Below are 16,540 nucleotides of genomic sequence, written 5' to 3'. Positions count from 1 at the left end.
CCAGCGGGCGGTCGACGCAGCGATGCCCGCCGTGCTACGCCCACTGCGGGAGAGGCACAAGACGCCAAGGATACTTCAAATACGATGAGCCGCCTGGATAGTTTCATTCGCCGCCTCAGCGCACAGCGCGACATCCTCAATGCCGTTGCCGACGAGGTGAGAATGCTTGATGGCCCCGTGCTGGAGCTCGGTCTTGGCAATGGCCGCACCTTCGATCACCTGCGCGAACTTTTTCCCGATCGCCGCATCATCGCCTTCGACCGGGCGGTCAATGCCTATGGTCCTTCGATGCCGTCGACCGACGATCTCGTGCTCGGCGAGATCAGGGACACGGCGAAAACCTTCATCGGCGCCAATGCCTCGCTCGCCCACGCCGATATCGGCACCGGCTACGAAGACAAGGATGCGATAACATTGTCCTGGCTGCCCGAGATCATGGCTGGCGTGCTGGCATCGGGCGGGCTTGCAGTCAGCGGCCTCCCCCTCGATCATCCAGATCTCGAGGTGCTGCCCCTGCCTTCGACGGTAAAGGACGGTCGCTATTTCATCTATCGGCGCAAATAGGCTCAGTGCAGAAACAGGACGTCGAACTGTTCACCCTCGACGGGCAGTTCGACCACCTTCATGATCCGCTCGCCGCTTTCGAAGAAGGCGAGACATTCGCTATAGTGCCGGGCAAGATCAGCAACGAAGTCTCTGGTCTGATCCTTGCCGTAGAAGGCCGGAGTGAATTCCATATAGAGCGGCACCTTGCGGCCCATCAGCGCGCCCATCGAACGGCAGGCAACCGGCTCATAGCCCTCGATGTCCATCCAGATCAGCCCGATATCGGCAGGATCGACGCCTGCCTGCAGGAGAATATCGTTGACCGGCCGGACCGGCACCGAGATCTTCTCGTCGGTTGGGCCTTGCCGCAATGCGCTGCTTTTGCCGTGATTCTTGTGGTTGAGATAGAAGTCGAGCTGCCCCTCGAGATCGCCGGCGGCGCAATTGACCGCCGTCACCATCTCCTGCAAGCCATTGTCGGCGATATTGGCTGCCAGCAGGCGAAAATTGCGCGGGTCCGGCTCGACGCTGACGATGCGGTCATAGGCGCCACTGAGGGCAAAATAGCAGGTCTGCGTGCCGATATTGCCGCCGAGTTCCAGGAGCGCCGATCCCTTGCGCAGCAGGCCGTGCTCGCGCAGTCGGCTCAGCAGGCGGTCGACATGATCGCGCTCGAAATGCCCTTTGCGAAAAACCTTGCGACCGATGTAGTCGGCCGGCGAGAAACTGAGGATGTGATCGCCGCAATCGACCGTCATCGTCTTGACGCGGGGGCCGATCGCACTGACGAGGATGTCCCGGCCCAACCTGGTGTCGAAGAGGCGCGTGGCGATTGCATCGCGTTTGCGGCGAAAGGCTCGCTTCCAGTATTTTCTTGTGAGAATCCTGCGGTCGAACATGAGCGCCATCCCTACACCAGCGCCATTCGATTGCAAACGGCGGAGATCGGCGCCTCAGGTCTCGGAAAATCAGGCAAAGTGGCCACTCGCCTCCTTCGAGACGATGTAGACGCGCAAGGGCTCGCCCCGGCCCCTGACGGCGATCTCGCGGCTTTCGGTGCCGGCAATATCTGCTTCCGAAAGCTGTGCCACCGGCTCCGAAAAGACGAGCGCGGTGTTGAATTCCTTGGCAACGCTTTCGAGACGGCTGGCGACATTGACGGTATCGCCGATCGCCGTCACGTTCTTGACGGTGCCGTATCCCATCGAACCCACCACCGCGAGGCCGGTGTGGATGCCGATGGCGATTTCGAGCGGGGCAGCCAGGTCATCAGCCAGCTCGGCACTGAGCTTGTCGATCTCGCGGATGATCGCGGCGGCGGCCTTCAATGCCTGGCGATTGGCCTCCTTCGGGGTTGTGCGAAGGCCGAAGAGGGCCATGGCACCATCGCCGATGAACTTGTCCATCCGGCCGCCATTCTCCTCGACGATGCGGCCGACGATGGCGAAATAGCGGTTGAGCAGGAAGACGATGTCGAAGGGCAGCCGCGATTCCGTCAGCGAGGTGAAATGGCGCAGATCGCAGAAGAAGACGACGATCTCGCGCTCGCGGCCGGGACTTGCGGCTTGGGTATAGACGGGAATCGTCGCCTCGGCCATCGGCGTCAGCAATGGCACGACGCTGACATTGCCGGTCGGGCGCAGCTGACAGGCAAGCCTGACATCCGGCGTGGCGCCGATACGGTTCAAGGTCTTCTGCTCCAACGGCTCAGGCGGCGGCAGGTTTTCCGCCCCCTCGATGATTTGCACGCGGCAGGTAGAGCATTGCCCCTTGCCGCCACAGACCGAATAATGGGGGATGCCGCCGAGACGGCTTGCTTCGAGCACACTGAAACCGCGTGGTGCGTGCACGACCTCTCCGCCTGCGTAGCGGATAGCGACCTGATATTGCCGCTCTCTTAGTCTGCGATGCGCCCGGAAGGCGAAAAGAGCGGCGATCGACAGGCTGAAGGCACCATAGAATCCGGCACGGTACGGCCACAAGTCTTCCGCTATCTTACCGCCGGGTGCCGAGCCTGTTTCGCCGAAGCTTCGCACGTCGCTGTAATAGCCGCCGGGATAACCGCGTTCATCCTCCTGGGCGACCTCATGCGCCACGGTCTTGCCCATTGCGGCAAAGCCGAGCAACGCAAGAACCGGCAAAACGATGGCAAGCGACAGAATGACGGGCGCGATCGCCGTGTACCACGGGCGGTAGCGCAGCCAGAAGTGAACGCCGATACATCCATGAACCCAGACGATGAGGAGGACGAACGATTGGCGCATCCCGTTGAATGGCGAAGTCACCCACAGGCTACGCACGATCGCCTTGTAGGTGTCGTGATAGCCGTAGACTTCGTGAACGATGCGCGTCGCAACGATATGGTCGATCAGCAGGAGGGGCACCAACAGACCGGTAACGATCTGAAAAGCTTCGCCGGCGGGCATGACGAGCGTTCTGCGCTTGTAGAGCATTCGCAGCACGAGCAGGATATGCAGGATCAGCGCTCCATAGAGAAGCAGGGTTCCAACCGGATTGCGCCAAACCGCCATGAACCAATGTTGCGCATGTTCGGCCATGCCGAGCGAGATCAGGCCGAGGGAATGGTTGGCCAAATGCATAATGACGAAAACAAAAACGATCAGACCCGAGCCGAGACGCAGCTTTCGCACGAGGCGATCGGTCATGATTGGCTTTCTTGCCTCGATGGTCATCAAACCCAATGTATATTGCCCGTTCACAACAGATCCGAAAACGGCTATCGCCTATCATCTACAGCGCTGCGCGTTATATACGACGCGCAAAGGTCGCTGTAGCACTTTTAATCTGCTGCATAATTTTATCCCTAAATCGATTCCGATTTAAGGAATTATGCAGTAGCCGCAACGCCGCATGCCGTCGAGAACGCGGCTTTTTGAAGCAGGGACCTTATTGTCACGCAACCGGTCGGAATTCGGGCAATCTTTTCACGATTCGGGTTCCTGCCATCACTTAATCGTCAACCGTGTGACGACATCATGAAGATTGCCTTTTACGCTCCCTTGAAGTCACCTGCCCATTCGGTCCCGTCCGGTGACCGGCTGATGGCCCGCCAGATCATCGCAGCATTGAAGATGGCGGGACATCAAGTCGAAGTCGCTTCCGAATTGCGCAGTTTCACGCCCACCCCGGAAGCCGGCCCACGCATGGAAATCGCCCGGCAGGCGCAAGCCGAAGCAGGCCGCCTGATCGAGCGCTGGCAAAGCGAGGCAGCGCCTGATCTGTGGTTCACCTATCATCCCTATTACAAGACGCCCGATCTCATCGGTCCATCCGTCGCCAGGAGGCTGGGCATCCCCTATGTCACGGCGGAGGCTTCCTATTCCCGCCGTCATGACGAGACCGGCTGGAGCGAGAATCAGCGCCTTATCGCCGATGCGGTAAGGCTGGCCGCCGTCAATCTGTGCTTTACCGAGCGGGACCGGATCGGTTTGCTCGATGCGATCCCCGATGGCCGCTACGAGCGCCTCCTTCCCTTCATCGATACCGCGCCCTTCGCCCGCTTGTCCTCCGATCCGCGACGGCTGATTACCGTGGCAATGCTGCGCAAGGGCGACAAGTTTGACAGCTACGCCATGCTGGCGGGTGCGCTTGATCTTATCCGCGATCAGGATTGGACCTTGACTATCATTGGCGACGGGCCGATGCGGGCCGAGGCAAGGTCGTTGTTTTCCACGTTCGGTGAAAACCGCATCATCTGGCGCGGAGAGCGTTCCACCGCAGAGATCGCGCAAGAACTGGCAACCGCCGGCCTTTATGTCTGGCCCGGCTGCAATGAAGCCTATGGCCTCGCCTATCTGGAGGCGCAGGCGGCGGGCCTGCCCGTCGTCGCGCAGGCAACGGCCGGCGTGCCGGAGGTGGTGATGGCGGATAGGGCGGGATTTTTGACACCGGAAGGCGATATCACGGCCTATGCCGGTGCTATCGCTCGACTTTTGAACGATCAGAACCTGCGGCAGAGCATGGCAGACGCAGCCTATCACTTCGTGCATCGGGAGCGTTCCTTGACCGCCGCGTCGCAGCGGTTGGAAACCATTCTTCGAAACCATCTGGGAGACACCTATTATGAGCGATAGAGCCGATTGGCAGCCCCTGCGCGACGAGCTGCAGCGATGGAACGCGGCCGGGCGAAAGGTGAAATTCTGGTTCCGCGATGATGATGCCATCGAGCCGACGCCTGCCCTCGACCGGCTTCTATCGCTTGCCAATCGTTTCGACGTGCCAATGGCTCTTGCGATCATTCCGGGACCGACAGGCGAGGCACTTGCCAAACGGCTGGCGGGCGAAAGCCGCATCACTGCCACGGTGCATGGCTGGACGCATCAAAACTATGCTCCTGACGAGACCAAGAAGCAGGAACTCGGTCTGCATCGGCCACAGGCAATCGTGCTCGACGAGCTGCATCGCGGCTTTGACAAGCTCGAAGCTCTTTATGGCAAGCAGTTCGTACCGCTGCTGGTGCCGCCGTGGAACCGGATCGCCGATGCGCTGCTGCTGCATCTCGCCCCCTTCGGCTATCGCGCCGTCTCCGTTTTTGGATTGGCAAAGCAGGCCCCTATCGGCCTGATCAACACGCATATCGATATCATGAGATGGCACGGTGTACGTGGCGGTTTACCGCATGCCGAAGTAATCGCACGTCTCGTTGAAGAACTCCGGATCCGTTTCGACGGCCATGACGAACCGATCGGGGTGATGACGCACCACCTCGTCCATGACGATCTCGCCTGGGATTTCGTCGAGACATTGTTCGAGGAAACGGTCGACCATGCCGCCATCGAATGGCGGCCGGTTGACCATTTCATATCCTAGCCGCCGTGTTGCGCTCAGCTAAGTTCCTGGGCAAGCCCGATGAGGAGCCCTTCAGGCCCGCGGATATAGCAGAGGCGATATGTGTTGCTATACTGGACCACCTCGCCGACGAGCTGCGCGCCGCGCATGCGGAGCCTTTCAAGGGTGTCGTCGATGTCGTCCACGGCAAACATGACGCGGAGATAGCCCAAAGCGTTGACCGGGGCGTTGCGATGATCCGCGATGACAGGCGGCGCAAAGAAACGGGAGAGCTCGAGTCGGCTGTGACCGTCCGGCGTGCGCATCATGGCAATTTCGACGCGCTGATCGCCGAGCCCGGTGATACGCCCCGCCCACTCTCCCTCAATCGTCGCCTGCCCTTCGAGCTCAAGGCCAAGTTCGCGAAAGAAATCAATCGCCCCTGCCAGGTCTTCGACGACGATTCCGACATTGTCCATCCGTTTGACGGCCATGCTTGCAGCCTCCCGAAAGTCGTTCCAGTCTACGGGGTGCGGCCCGATCTAACAATGGATGCTTGCGGCCAAACGTACCTCAGAGCTGCAGCGACTGTCCGTCAAAGGCGAAGAACGCTTCGGGGAAGCTCTTCTGTGCATCGCGCTGCATGTCGTCCAGTTCGCGGTCCGTGCGGCCGGGCGCGTGATGGAACATGGCAAGCCGCTTGGCGCCGGCCTTCTTGGCGAGCTTGATGCCCTCCTGCCATGTAGAATGGCCAAAACCAAGATATTTCTGCATCTCCGCTTCGAGATAGGTCGCATCGTAGATGGCAAGATCTGCATCCGCCATTAGCTCAAGCGCGGCCTCATCGAGTTTGCCTGCCACATGCTCGGTATCATAGACCATGGCGATCACCCGGCCCGCCCATTCGATGCGATAGCCGATACAGCCGCCGGGATGGTTCAGCCTCGTCGTATGAATGACGATGCCCGGATGCGGCTTCAACGTATCGCCGGCGGCGAAATCACGGAAATTCATCGCCGCGCGACAGATATCGGGTTCGACGGGGAACCATGGCGGCCGCATGAACTGGCCGATCAGCTGCCGCGTCGTCGTCTTGCCCGCCAGATGGCCCGACCAGAGATCGACGCTCACGCGCGGATCATAGATCGCGTTGAAGAAAGGTAAGCCGATGATGTGGTCGTAGTGGGAGTGGGTAAAGAAGAGATCGATGTTGCGAACCCCTTCCTTGGCAAGGGAGCCGGCCGCTTCGCGCAAACCCGTCCCGGCGTCGAATAAGATATGCCTGCCGTCATGCCGTAACTCAATGCACGACGTGTTACCGCCGTACCGCTCAAATTCCGGTCCCGATACAGGGATGCTCCCCCGCACGCCCCAAAATTTCAGCTCAAAACTATCGTTGTTCATGGAAGTTTTTACACCATTCCCCTTTCGGTCAAAAAAGCACACTTTTGCTATCGTGCGAAGCCAGCAATTTCTAAAAGTCGTGCAGTGGTAAAAACTGGATCTCATCGGTCAGCCGACACAGATCGTTGGGCGGATTGCCGCCAACGGATCGCACAGACCTAATATAGGTATGAAATGGCAGAATAGATAAGAGACGGGAATTTGCGTGTGGTTCTGATGGGCTAATCTATATTAGACCGCAACGAAATGCGAACCTTTGCGAGAGACTGAGAAGATTTGGCCGAGACTTGCGCGCTTCTATCCTAGAGCGTGGCGGCCGAACGTGCCGCCTGTTCGTAATAGCCAGACAATGCCCTCAGATGCGAAGCGATATCGGAGAGATCGTCTTGCGAGAGACCCGATACTTTCGTTGCCTCAACCAATAGCCGCTCGCGAATTTCGGTATAGCGCTTCAGCGCGTCCAGGCCCTTGTCAGTGACGCGGATGGTCTTTTCCTTGCCGGCCTTGCCGCTTTTGACGAGGCCTGCCGCCTCAAGCTTCTTGATGGCGTAATTGGCGACATGCGTGTCCTCGATGTCGAGGACGAGGCAGAGATCGGCAAGCGTTTTCGGCCGATCGCGATGCCGCACCGAATGGATGATCAGGATCTCGATCGGCGAAAGGCCAGGCACACCGGCCGCCGCCATGCAGCGCACCAGCCAACGATTGAAGGCATGGGAAAAGAGGATTGACCCGTATTCCAGCTCCGACAGAGCCGGCGAGCTGCCGCCGGCCAGATGGGCCGACGATACGATCAATTCGCGTCGCTTACTCTTTTCCTCGGACGTCACCTGAAAACTCCTTCGAACCGGATCAAGGCCCAGCAGATTCGACGGGCCGAGCGATCAAGGCCGCTCGACCCGGCATCACATTGCTATTCGTCCCGTTTTCCGTAGCCACCGCCAGTGGGAGTGACGACCGTAAAGGCTTCGCCAGCTTCGAGGATGGTATGGGCCGAGCCGATCAGTTCCTCGATCTTGCCATCGTTGCGACGGACATAATTGCGGCCGGTCTGTCCTGCTTCGCCGCCCTTCACGCCAAAGGGCGCCACACGCCGATGGCCTGACAGGATCGCGAATTCCAGCTTTTCGCGCGTGCGGATCGTGCGTTGCGTGCCGTTGCCGGCGTTCCATTTGCCGCGTCCGCCCGAATTCGGACGAATGTGGAAATCTTCCAGCACGACCGGGAACCGAGTTTCGAGGATTTCGGGGTCGGTCAGGCGCGAATTGGTCATATGCGTGTGCACCGCATCGGCGCCATTGAAACCCGGTCCTGCCGGCGCACCGGAGCAGATCGTCTCGTAATATTGATAGGCATCGTTGCCGAAGGTCAGATTGTTCATCGTGCCTTGGGCTGCGGCAAGCGCCTCGACGGCGCCGAACAGGCAGTTAGTCACGGCCTGGCTGACCTCGACATTGCCGGCAACGACGGCCGCTGGATATTTCGGCGTCAGCATCGTGCCTTCGGGAATGATGATCCGGATCGGCCGGAGGCAGCCGGCATTCATCGGAATATCGGCCTCGACGAGCACACGGAAGACATAGAGGACGGCGGCGCGTGTGACGGGCTGCGGCGCATTGAAATTGTCCGGGCGCTGCGCGGACGTGCCGTTGAAATCGACCGTCGCCTCGCGCTTGTCCTTGTCGATCGAAATCTTGACGACGATCTTGCAGCCCTGATCCATCTCATAGCTGAATTCACCGTCGGACAGGCGATCGAGGACGCGGCGCACGCTTTCTGCCGCGTTATCCTGAACATGGCCCATATAGGCATCGACCACATCCTCGCCGAAGTGAACGATCATCTTCTTCAGCTCGGCGACGCCCTTCTCGTTGGCTGCAACCTGGGCCTTGAGATCGTTGATGTTCTGCGCCAGCGTGCGCACCGGATAGCGCGCACCCGTCAGCAGCTTGGTAAGTTCCGCCTCACAGAATCGGCCGCGATCGAGCAGCTTGAAATTGTCGATATAGACGCCTTCCTCCTCGATATGGGTGGCGAGCGGCGACATGGAGCCCGGCGAAATGCCGCCGATATCGGCGTGATGGCCGCGGCTGGCGACCCAGAAGCGGATCTTCTGACCCGCATCGTCAAAGACCGGGGTACAGACCGTGAGGTCAGGCAGATGCGTGCCGCCATTATAGGGCGCATTGATGAGGAAGACGTCGCCCGGATGGATGACGGCGTTTTCGCGGATCGCGGTTGCGACCGACGCATCCATCGAGCCCAGATGAACCGGCATATGCGGCGCGTTGGCGACCAGATTGCCTTCCGCATCGAAGACGGCGCAGGAGAAATCCAGCCGCTCCTTGATATTGACCGAATAGGCCGTGTTTTGCAGCGTCATGCCCATCTGCTCGGCGATCGACATGAAAAGATTGTTGAAAATCTCCAGCATCACCGGATCGGCCTTGGTACCGATGGCGTTGCGTTCGGGCAGCGCCTTGATGCGCTCGAGGACGATATGATCCTTGACCGTCAGCTGCGCCTGCCAGCCGTCCTCGATGACAACAGTCTGGTTCGGCTCGATGATGATGGCCGGACCGGTCACGGTCTGGCCGGGCTTGATCGCCTGGCGCAGAACAACGGCCGCATCGTGACTCTCGCCGTTCGAATAGAAGGCGGTGCGCCTTGCTGCCTCAGCTTCACCTTCGCCCATCGTCTCCAGCTCGACTGCGATATCGGCCGCAGCGCCGCCGATCGTTTCGATCTCGACGGCTTCCACCACCAAAGGCTTGTCCTCGGCAACGAAACCGAAGCGGCGCTTGTGCAGCGTCTCGAATTGGCTGCGCAGCCGCGAGGGCTTGTCGATCTCGGGGAAAGTCGTTTCGACCGCCAGCAGCGTATCGGTGCCAGCATAGCGGATATGGGCGCGCTGGACCGTCTTGATCTCGGCCGTTGCGACACCTTGGGCTCCCAATTCGGGCACGCATTCGCCACGCAGTTCGCTGCCAAGCGCTGCGATGGCGGCAGGTGCGGCATCATCGAGGGAAACGCCGAGTGCCTTCTGGCGCGTTGCGCGGATATCGGCAAGGCCCATGCCATAGGCGGAGAGAAGGCCGGACATCGGATGCAGAAGGATGCTCTTCATGCCGAGCGCATCGGCCACCAGACAGGCATGCTGGCCACCGGCGCCGCCGAAGCAGTTGAGCGCATAGCGCGTCACGTCATAGCCGCGCTGCACGGAGATTTTCTTGATCGCCTCGACCATATTGGCAACCGCGATGCGGATAAAGCCGTCGGCAACGTCCTCCGGGCTTCGCCCATCGCCAATTTCGGCTGCGAGGGATGCGAACTTGGTCCGCACCGTCTCGACATCGAGCGGCTGATCCTGGTTGGGTCCGAAAATGGAGGGGAAGAATTCCGGCAGCAGCTTGCCGGCCATGACATTGGCATCGGTGACCGCCAGCGGACCGCCATTGCGATAGCAGGCCGGACCCGGAAAGGCGCCGGCAGAATCTGGGCCGACGCGGAAGCGATCACCATCGAAATGCAGGATCGAACCGCCGCCGGCCGCGACAGTGTGGATCAGCATCATCGGCGCACGGACGCGGACGCCCGCCACCTCCGTCTCGAAGGCGCGCTCATATTCGCCATCGAAATGCGCCACATCCGTCGAGGTGCCGCCCATGTCGAAGCCAATGACATTGGCAAAACCCGCCTGCTCGCCGGTTTTCGCAAGGCCGACCACGCCGCCAGCCGGACCCGAAAGGATCGCGTCCTTGCCCTGGAACATGTCGGCGGCCGTCAATCCGCCTGACGACATCATGAACATGACGCGCGCGCCGGTGCGCTCGACATCGAGCTCATCGCAGACCTGGCGGATGTAGCGGCCGAGCACCGGCGACAGATAGGCGTCGATGACAGCCGTATCGCCGCGGCCGACGAGCTTGATCAGCGGTGAGACCTCATGACTGACCGAAACCTGCTCGAAGCCAATGGATCTGGCGATCCTCGCGACCGCAGCCTCATGCGCCGGAAATTTATAGGCATGCATGAAGACGATGGCGACGGAGCGATAACCTCTAGCGAGAAGGTCGCGCAGTGCCGCTTCTGCAGCCTTTTCGTCCAGAGCCAGTTCGACGGTGCCGTCGGCAAGCACCCTCTCTTCGATCTCGACGACATCTTCGTATAGCGCTTCCGGCTTGACGATCTCGGTCGCGAAGATCTTCTTGCGCTCCTGATAGCCGATGCGCAGCGCGTCACGAAATCCCTTCGTCGTTACCAGCGCAAGGCGTTCGCCCTTGCGCTCGAGCAGCGCATTGGTGGCGACCGTCGTGCCCATGCGGACCTCGCCGATCGCACCTTCAGGAACCGGCTCGCCCTTGCCAAGACCGAGATGGAGACGAATGCCATGAACGGCCGCATCGCGATAAGCCTCGGGATTTTCCGAGAGGACCTTGCGGGCGTGGAGAGCACCGGACGGATCGCGCCCGACAACGTCGGTAAAGGTACCGCCGCGATCGATCCAGAAATCCCAACGACCCGAAATCTTCTCCGACAAACCCGCCTCCAGCAGAACGACGCCAACAACGATGATAATATATCGATAAATCGTCAACGTTTTATCGTCAACATGAATCGATACCGATCGCCGTGACAATTTTCGTCATCATAACGCTTGCGGCGAGCCTGACCTAATCCTCGAAGCGGCTCGTTGCCTCGCGATCGTGATCATATCGTCTCGCGAGCGGAAACGGCGGCAGCCAGGATTCGCGGCGGACGGTCCAGAGTTCGTAGGTCGGCTTCAACCGATCCGGAGCATCGAGAGACCCGAGGTTCACTTCGATTTCGTCTGCGCTTCGCGAGAAGACGGACGAGCCGCAGTGAGGGCAGAAAAATCGGCCGGCATAGTCTCGTGTTTCGCCTTCGATCGTCACCGCATCCTCGGGAAAGATCGCGGAGGCATGGAAAAGCGCGCCGTGATGCTTGCGGCAGTCGAGACAATGACAAATGCCGACCCGATAGGGGCGCCCCGACGCGACGATCCGCACCTTGCCGCACAAGCAGCCGCCGGTAAATCGATCCATCTTGCACTTCCTCAAAAACAAGCAGACGACTGTCTACGACAAACGGAACAGCCGCTGCAACGGCAGGCGGCTGGTGGGAGCATGGCGTTTCATTATAACGCCACGCTCCATCGGAGCACAGCCGAAGCAGATGGGCTAATGCAATCCACCGACGCCGAGCAAGCGTTCAACCGCGCCATGATCCGCAGCCAGCCCCTCGGGCGTACCCTTCCAGGCAAGCCGGCCGCGTTCCAGAATGATGACATCGCTGGCAAAATCGAGCGCGCTTTGGATGCGCTGCTCGACGAGCAGGATCGTCATATCGCCCGATTTGGCAAGCTTGGCGAAGGCGGCCATCAACTCCTCGCAGATGACGGGGGCAAGCCCCTCCAGCGGCTCGTCGAGAAGCAGGACGGAAGGACGGCCGAGAATTGTACGGGCCGTCGACAGCATCTGCTGTTCGCCGCCGGAAAGCTGGCTGCCTAAATTTTTGCGACGCTCCTTCAGGCGCGGGAACATGTCATAGGCTTCCTGCAAAGCGCTCTTCGGCCGTCCTTTGAGCCCAACGGAGAGATTTTCCTCCACCGTCAGCGTCGGAAAGACGTCGCGCGTCTGCGGCACATAGCCGAGGCCCTGATGGGCGCGGCGGGCGCTCGGCAGGCCAGCGATGTCGGCCGAACCCAGCCGGATGCGGCCATCATAGCGCCGGGTCTGCCCGGCGAGCGTGGCAAGCAGCGTGCTCTTGCCCATGCCGTTGCGGCCGAGCACGGCGAGCCGCCCGCCGGCGCGGACCGAAAATGAAACCCCTTCCAGCACCCGCGTCGGCCCGTAGCCGGCCGACAGGTTTTCGACTTCAAGCGGCGTGGCCGGCATTGGCATAGCTCCCAAGATAGGCTTCGCGCACCCGCGCATCCTGCGTCACGTCTTTCGGTGAACCGTCGAATATGATTGTGCCGGCGGCGAGCACCACCACGCGCTTGGCGAAGCGGAAAACGAGGTCCATGTCATGTTCGATCATCAGCACGGCGAGATCGGCGGGAAGATCGGCCAGCGCCTGCTCAATGCGGCCGGTATCGCTCTGCGGCACGCCGGCCGCGGGCTCATCGAGCAGGAGCACCTTCGGCTTCAGGGCCATGGCAACGGCAATTTCCAGGAGCCGCTGTTGGCCGTAAGCGATTTCGCTGACCTTGCGATGCGCAAGTGCGCTGAGGCCGAGCGTGTCGAGCAGTTCCTCCGTTTCGGCCATGACATCGCGCATGGCGAGGAAATTGCCGAACATGCGACCGGAGCGACCCGTCCGCTGCAGCACGGCCATGCCCACATGCTCGGCCGGAGTCATATCCTGAAACAACCTGGTCACCTGGAACGAGCGTACGAGGCCGCGCCTGACCCGGCCGATGGCATCGACCTTGTTGACGTTTTGTCCCGCAATACGGACTTCGCCGGAATCGACGGGCAGATTGCCCGTGACGAGATTGACGAAGCTGGTCTTGCCCGCGCCGTTCGGGCCGATGAGCGCAACACGATCTCCCGGCGCCATCGACAGGCTGACATTGTTCGTCACCGTCAGACCCCCGAACGCCTTCTTCAGATTGCTGACTTCAAAAATCGCACTCATGCCCGCGCCTCCCTGCGACGGGCCACATAGGCGGCGGCCGTGCCGTAAATGCCCGTGGGCGCGAAGAGAACGACGAGAATCAGCAGAGCGCCGACGATCGTCAGCCAATGGAAGGGATTGGCGGCCGAGACGTAATCCTCGAACAGCATGAAAATCAGCGTGCCGACGAGCGCGCCGAACAGCGATCCAGTGCCGCCGAGTACGAGCATGACGAGCGCCTCGGCCGATTGTGTGAAGGAGAGGCTGTCGAGACCGACGACCTGTGTCGAGATCGCGGTCAAGGCGCCGCCGATGCCGGCAACGGCGCCGGAAATGACATACATCTTGATGAGAGCCACCTTCGGCGAAGCGCCCATGGCGCGGATGCGCAAGGGATCCTGCCGAATACCGCGGCAGAGCATGCCGAAGGGCGAACGGACGAGAAAGCGCAAAAGCACGAGGACGATCAGCAGCAGTGCCACGCCATAGAAGTAGGCCGTGTGCCCATAGAGATCGAACTCGAAAACACCGAACAGCGGATCGGCTGAAATCCCCGACAATCCATCGCTGCCGCCTGTCCAGCTCGATGCCTTGTTGGCGAATTCGTGGAAGAGATAGACCAGCGCGATCGAGAGCACGAGCTGCGGCAGGCCATGCGCTCTCAAAATGACGACGCCGCAGATCAGGCCGGCGATGGCTCCGGCGACGATGCCGGCAAGCGTCATGAGCAAGGGATCGTTGATGCCGTAATGGGCCGATGCGATGCCGGCAGCGTAGGCGCCGGCACCGAACAGCGCCGCATGACCGAGGGTCGCCACGCCGCAATAGCCTGTGACAAGATCGAGCGACAGCACGAGAAGCGCGATTGCGATCAGACGGGTGAGAAGGGCGAGGTTGTCCGGAAAAAGCAGATAGCCGGCAGCAGCTATGACGAGGATGACCGCAACCGCGACCAGGTCCTGCCCGAATGTACGATGTCTGGTCACGGTCGTCGCCGCCTCTCTTTCAAGGGTCAAGGCCATGTTACTTCATTCTCCCGGCAAAGCCGCGCGGGAAGACGCAGACGATGGCGATGACGGCCAGATAGAAGAAGAATTCGCCGTATTCCGGCATGAGGTAGCGGCCGGTCGTGTCGATGCAGCCGAGAATGAGGCAGGCGAGCAGCGCGCCGGAGATCGAGCCCGCGCCGCCGACAGAGACGACGACCAGGAAGGTCACCATGTAGCGCAGGGCATAATAGGGTTCGACCGGTAGTAGCTCGGCCCCCACGACGCCGCCGAAGGCGGCAAGCCCAACGGCAATCGCGAAGCTGACCGCATAGACGATTTCTGTTCGCACACCGAGAGCCGCCGCCATTGAGGCATTGTCGACTGAGGCCCGTAGCTTCACGCCGAAGGAGGTCTTCTCAATCGTGTACCACAGCGCCAAAGCAACGATGAGGCCACAGACGATCGCGAAGATGCGATGGGTGCCGATGGTCCGAAAGCCAAGATCGACGGAGCCCTGCAGGCTGCCCGGCAAGGGTATGGTCTTCAAAGTCGGGCCGAAGACGTAGTTGGCGATACCGATGATGCAGAAGGTGATGCCGATCGTCATCAGCACCTGCGTCAACTCGGGCGCACCATAGATGCGCCGATAGAGCAGCCGTTCGATCGGGATGGAGATGATGACCGTGCCAACCACGGCCAGCAATACTGCGGCAGCATAGCCAAGACCAAGATCATGTGCGGCATAAGAGGCGATATAGCCGCCGATCATGGCAAAGGCGCCATGGGCCAGATTGACGACGCGCATCAACCCCATCGTGACCGAGAGGCCGATGGAGATGACGAACAGCACCATGCCGTAAGCGAGGGCATCGACTGCTATGCTGAGCACGGTTTGCATTGATATCGCTGGTCCGGTTATTGTTACGCGACCGCTGTCGTCACACCCCTGAACGGAGGCTTCCGATCAGAGGTAGGAGCTTCAGGAGCGCTTACTTCGCGGCAGCAAGGCCTGGATCGCCCTGCTTCTCGAAGGTCTGGATTTCCTTGTTGTAGTATTTGCCGTCATCGCCCTTGGCGACCTCACGCAGATAGATGTTCTGCGTGATATGCCGGCTTTCCGCGTCGATGGTGACCGGGCCGCGCGGGCTGACCCAGGACAGGCCCTTGACTGCATCAACGGCCTTCTGCGCATCCTGCTTGCCGCCGGTCGCCTCGATCATCTTGTAGATGACATGCATGCCGTCGAAAGCGCCGACGGCCGGGAAGGTCAGCTCGGCAGGATTGCCGATCGCCTTGCCGGCGGCCGCGACGAAAGCCTTGTTTTCCGGCGAGTCATGCGAAATCGCATAGTGGAAGGTCGTTTGCATGCCGAGCGCGGCATCGCCAAGCGCCGGCAAATCGGATTCCTGCGTGAGGTCGCCGGGTGCAAAAAGCTTGATGCCGGCAGCCTTCAGGCCATTCTCATTATAGGCCTTGACGAAGCCGAGCGTCGTCGGGCCGGATGGCAGGAAGGCGAAGACGCCTTGCGCGCCGGAATCCTTGATGCGCTGCATGATCGGGCTGAAATCATTGGTCGAAAGCGGCATGCGGATCGCCTGAGCCACCTGGCCGCCCTGCTTCTCGAAACCGGCCTTGAAGGCGTTTTCGGCGTCGACGCCCGGGCCGTAATCGCTGACGACGGAGATGACCTTCTTCACGCCGGCATCGTAGGCAACCTTGGCGATCGGCGTCGACGTCTGCCACGTGGTGAATGAAGTGCGCACGACGAGCGGGCTCTTGGTGACGATAGCCGAAGTGGCGGCGTTGAAGATCACCATCGGCACATTGGCCTGCTTGAGGATCGGTGTTACCGCCATCGCATCCGGGGTAAAGTAGAAGCCGGCGAGATACTGAACCTTCTCCTTGACGACGAGCTCCTGGGCGAGCGACTTCGATTGGGCGGGATCAGCTGCCGGCAAGTCGCGGTAGATCACCTCCACCTCATCATTGCCGACCTTCTTGCCGTTGACGGCCATATAGGCGTCGATACCGGCCTTGAAATTCTTGCCCTGCAGCGCGAACGGGCCGGAAAACGGACCGATGACGCCGATCTTAATAGTATCGGCATAGGCAGCACCGCCAAGAGCAACGGCCGCGATAGCGGCCAAGACAAACCGTTTCATTTTCTCTCC

The 16,540-nt window shown here is 60.6% G+C and carries 15 protein-coding genes; 3 read left to right on the top strand and 12 right to left on the bottom strand.

Features of this window, described 5'->3' with window-relative positions:
- Positions 1 to 84 precede the first annotated feature (84 nt).
- Entirely contained in the window at positions 85 to 564 is a 480-nt protein-coding gene (locus AC13RM_RS13055) for a class I SAM-dependent methyltransferase (RefSeq protein WP_440478869.1), read from the top strand.
- A gap of 2 nt (positions 565 to 566) precedes the next feature.
- On the opposite strand, the gene AC13RM_RS13050 is transcribed toward AC13RM_RS13055, so the two are convergent.
- Entirely contained in the window at positions 567 to 1,445 is an 879-nt protein-coding gene (locus AC13RM_RS13050; protein ID WP_488555162.1) for an FkbM family methyltransferase, read from the bottom strand.
- A 69-nt stretch (positions 1,446 to 1,514) separates the two neighbouring features.
- Positions 1,515 to 3,239, bottom strand: coding sequence for an adenylate/guanylate cyclase domain-containing protein (locus tag AC13RM_RS13045; protein ID WP_440478877.1), 1,725 nt, complete (start codon positions 3,237 to 3,239; stop codon positions 1,515 to 1,517).
- A 303-nt stretch (positions 3,240 to 3,542) separates the two neighbouring features.
- Here AC13RM_RS13045 and AC13RM_RS13040 point away from each other — a divergent pair, with 303 nt between their 5' ends.
- Positions 3,543 to 4,640: a glycosyltransferase family 4 protein gene (locus AC13RM_RS13040; RefSeq protein WP_440478871.1), complete on the top strand. Its 1,098-nt coding sequence runs from the start codon at positions 3,543 to 3,545 to the stop codon at positions 4,638 to 4,640.
- Positions 4,630 to 5,376: a polysaccharide deacetylase family protein gene (locus AC13RM_RS13035; protein ID WP_440478872.1), complete on the top strand. Its 747-nt coding sequence runs from the start codon at positions 4,630 to 4,632 to the stop codon at positions 5,374 to 5,376. Before AC13RM_RS13040 ends, AC13RM_RS13035 begins: the two co-directional genes overlap by 11 nt.
- 14 nt (positions 5,377 to 5,390) lie before the next feature.
- Here AC13RM_RS13035 and AC13RM_RS13030 read toward each other — a convergent pair whose 3' ends face one another.
- From AC13RM_RS13030 to AC13RM_RS12985, 10 genes are all read right to left on the bottom strand, one after another.
- On the bottom strand, positions 5,391 to 5,828 hold the full coding sequence (locus tag AC13RM_RS13030; protein ID WP_440478873.1) for a VOC family protein: 438 nt from the start codon (positions 5,826 to 5,828) through the stop codon (positions 5,391 to 5,393).
- Positions 5,829 to 5,907: 79 nt separating this feature from the next.
- Complete coding sequence (locus AC13RM_RS13025; protein WP_374821319.1) at positions 5,908 to 6,738, bottom strand: MBL fold metallo-hydrolase; 831 nt, start codon at positions 6,736 to 6,738, stop codon at positions 5,908 to 5,910.
- Positions 6,739 to 7,040: 302 nt separating this feature from the next.
- Positions 7,041 to 7,568 (bottom strand): winged helix DNA-binding protein, encoded by a 528-nt coding sequence (locus AC13RM_RS13020; protein ID WP_069610284.1) that lies wholly within the window; start codon positions 7,566 to 7,568, stop codon positions 7,041 to 7,043.
- Between the two features lie 83 nt (positions 7,569 to 7,651).
- Positions 7,652 to 11,278 carry a hydantoinase B/oxoprolinase family protein gene (locus tag AC13RM_RS13015; RefSeq protein WP_488555183.1) on the bottom strand — a complete coding sequence of 1,209 codons (3,627 nt, stop codon included), beginning with the start codon at positions 11,276 to 11,278 and terminating at the stop codon, positions 7,652 to 7,654.
- A gap of 133 nt (positions 11,279 to 11,411) precedes the next feature.
- Positions 11,412 to 11,804 (bottom strand): GFA family protein, encoded by a 393-nt coding sequence (locus AC13RM_RS13010; RefSeq protein ID WP_285174262.1) that lies wholly within the window; start codon positions 11,802 to 11,804, stop codon positions 11,412 to 11,414.
- A gap of 135 nt (positions 11,805 to 11,939) precedes the next feature.
- Positions 11,940 to 12,656, bottom strand: a complete 717-nt coding sequence (locus AC13RM_RS13005) for an ABC transporter ATP-binding protein (RefSeq protein WP_285174263.1) — start codon at positions 12,654 to 12,656, stop codon at positions 11,940 to 11,942.
- Positions 12,637 to 13,401, bottom strand: a complete 765-nt coding sequence (locus AC13RM_RS13000; RefSeq protein ID WP_285174264.1) for an ABC transporter ATP-binding protein — start codon at positions 13,399 to 13,401, stop codon at positions 12,637 to 12,639. Before AC13RM_RS13000 ends, AC13RM_RS13005 begins: the two co-directional genes overlap by 20 nt.
- Entirely contained in the window at positions 13,398 to 14,402 is a 1,005-nt protein-coding gene (locus AC13RM_RS12995; protein WP_285174265.1) for a branched-chain amino acid ABC transporter permease, read from the bottom strand. The genes AC13RM_RS13000 and AC13RM_RS12995 overlap by 4 nt, the downstream gene beginning before the upstream one ends.
- Before the next feature lies 1 nt (position 14,403).
- Complete coding sequence (locus tag AC13RM_RS12990; RefSeq protein WP_374821314.1) at positions 14,404 to 15,267, bottom strand: branched-chain amino acid ABC transporter permease; 864 nt, start codon at positions 15,265 to 15,267, stop codon at positions 14,404 to 14,406.
- Between the two features lie 91 nt (positions 15,268 to 15,358).
- Positions 15,359 to 16,531: an ABC transporter substrate-binding protein gene (locus AC13RM_RS12985; protein WP_374821311.1), complete on the bottom strand. Its 1,173-nt coding sequence runs from the start codon at positions 16,529 to 16,531 to the stop codon at positions 15,359 to 15,361.
- Positions 16,532 to 16,540 lie beyond the last annotated feature (9 nt).

It is taken from the genome of Martinezella sp. CNPSo 3732, from assembly GCF_057784515.1.
Note: the sequence above shows the minus strand (reverse complement) of the source record. Positions and strands in the feature narration are given on the sequence as shown.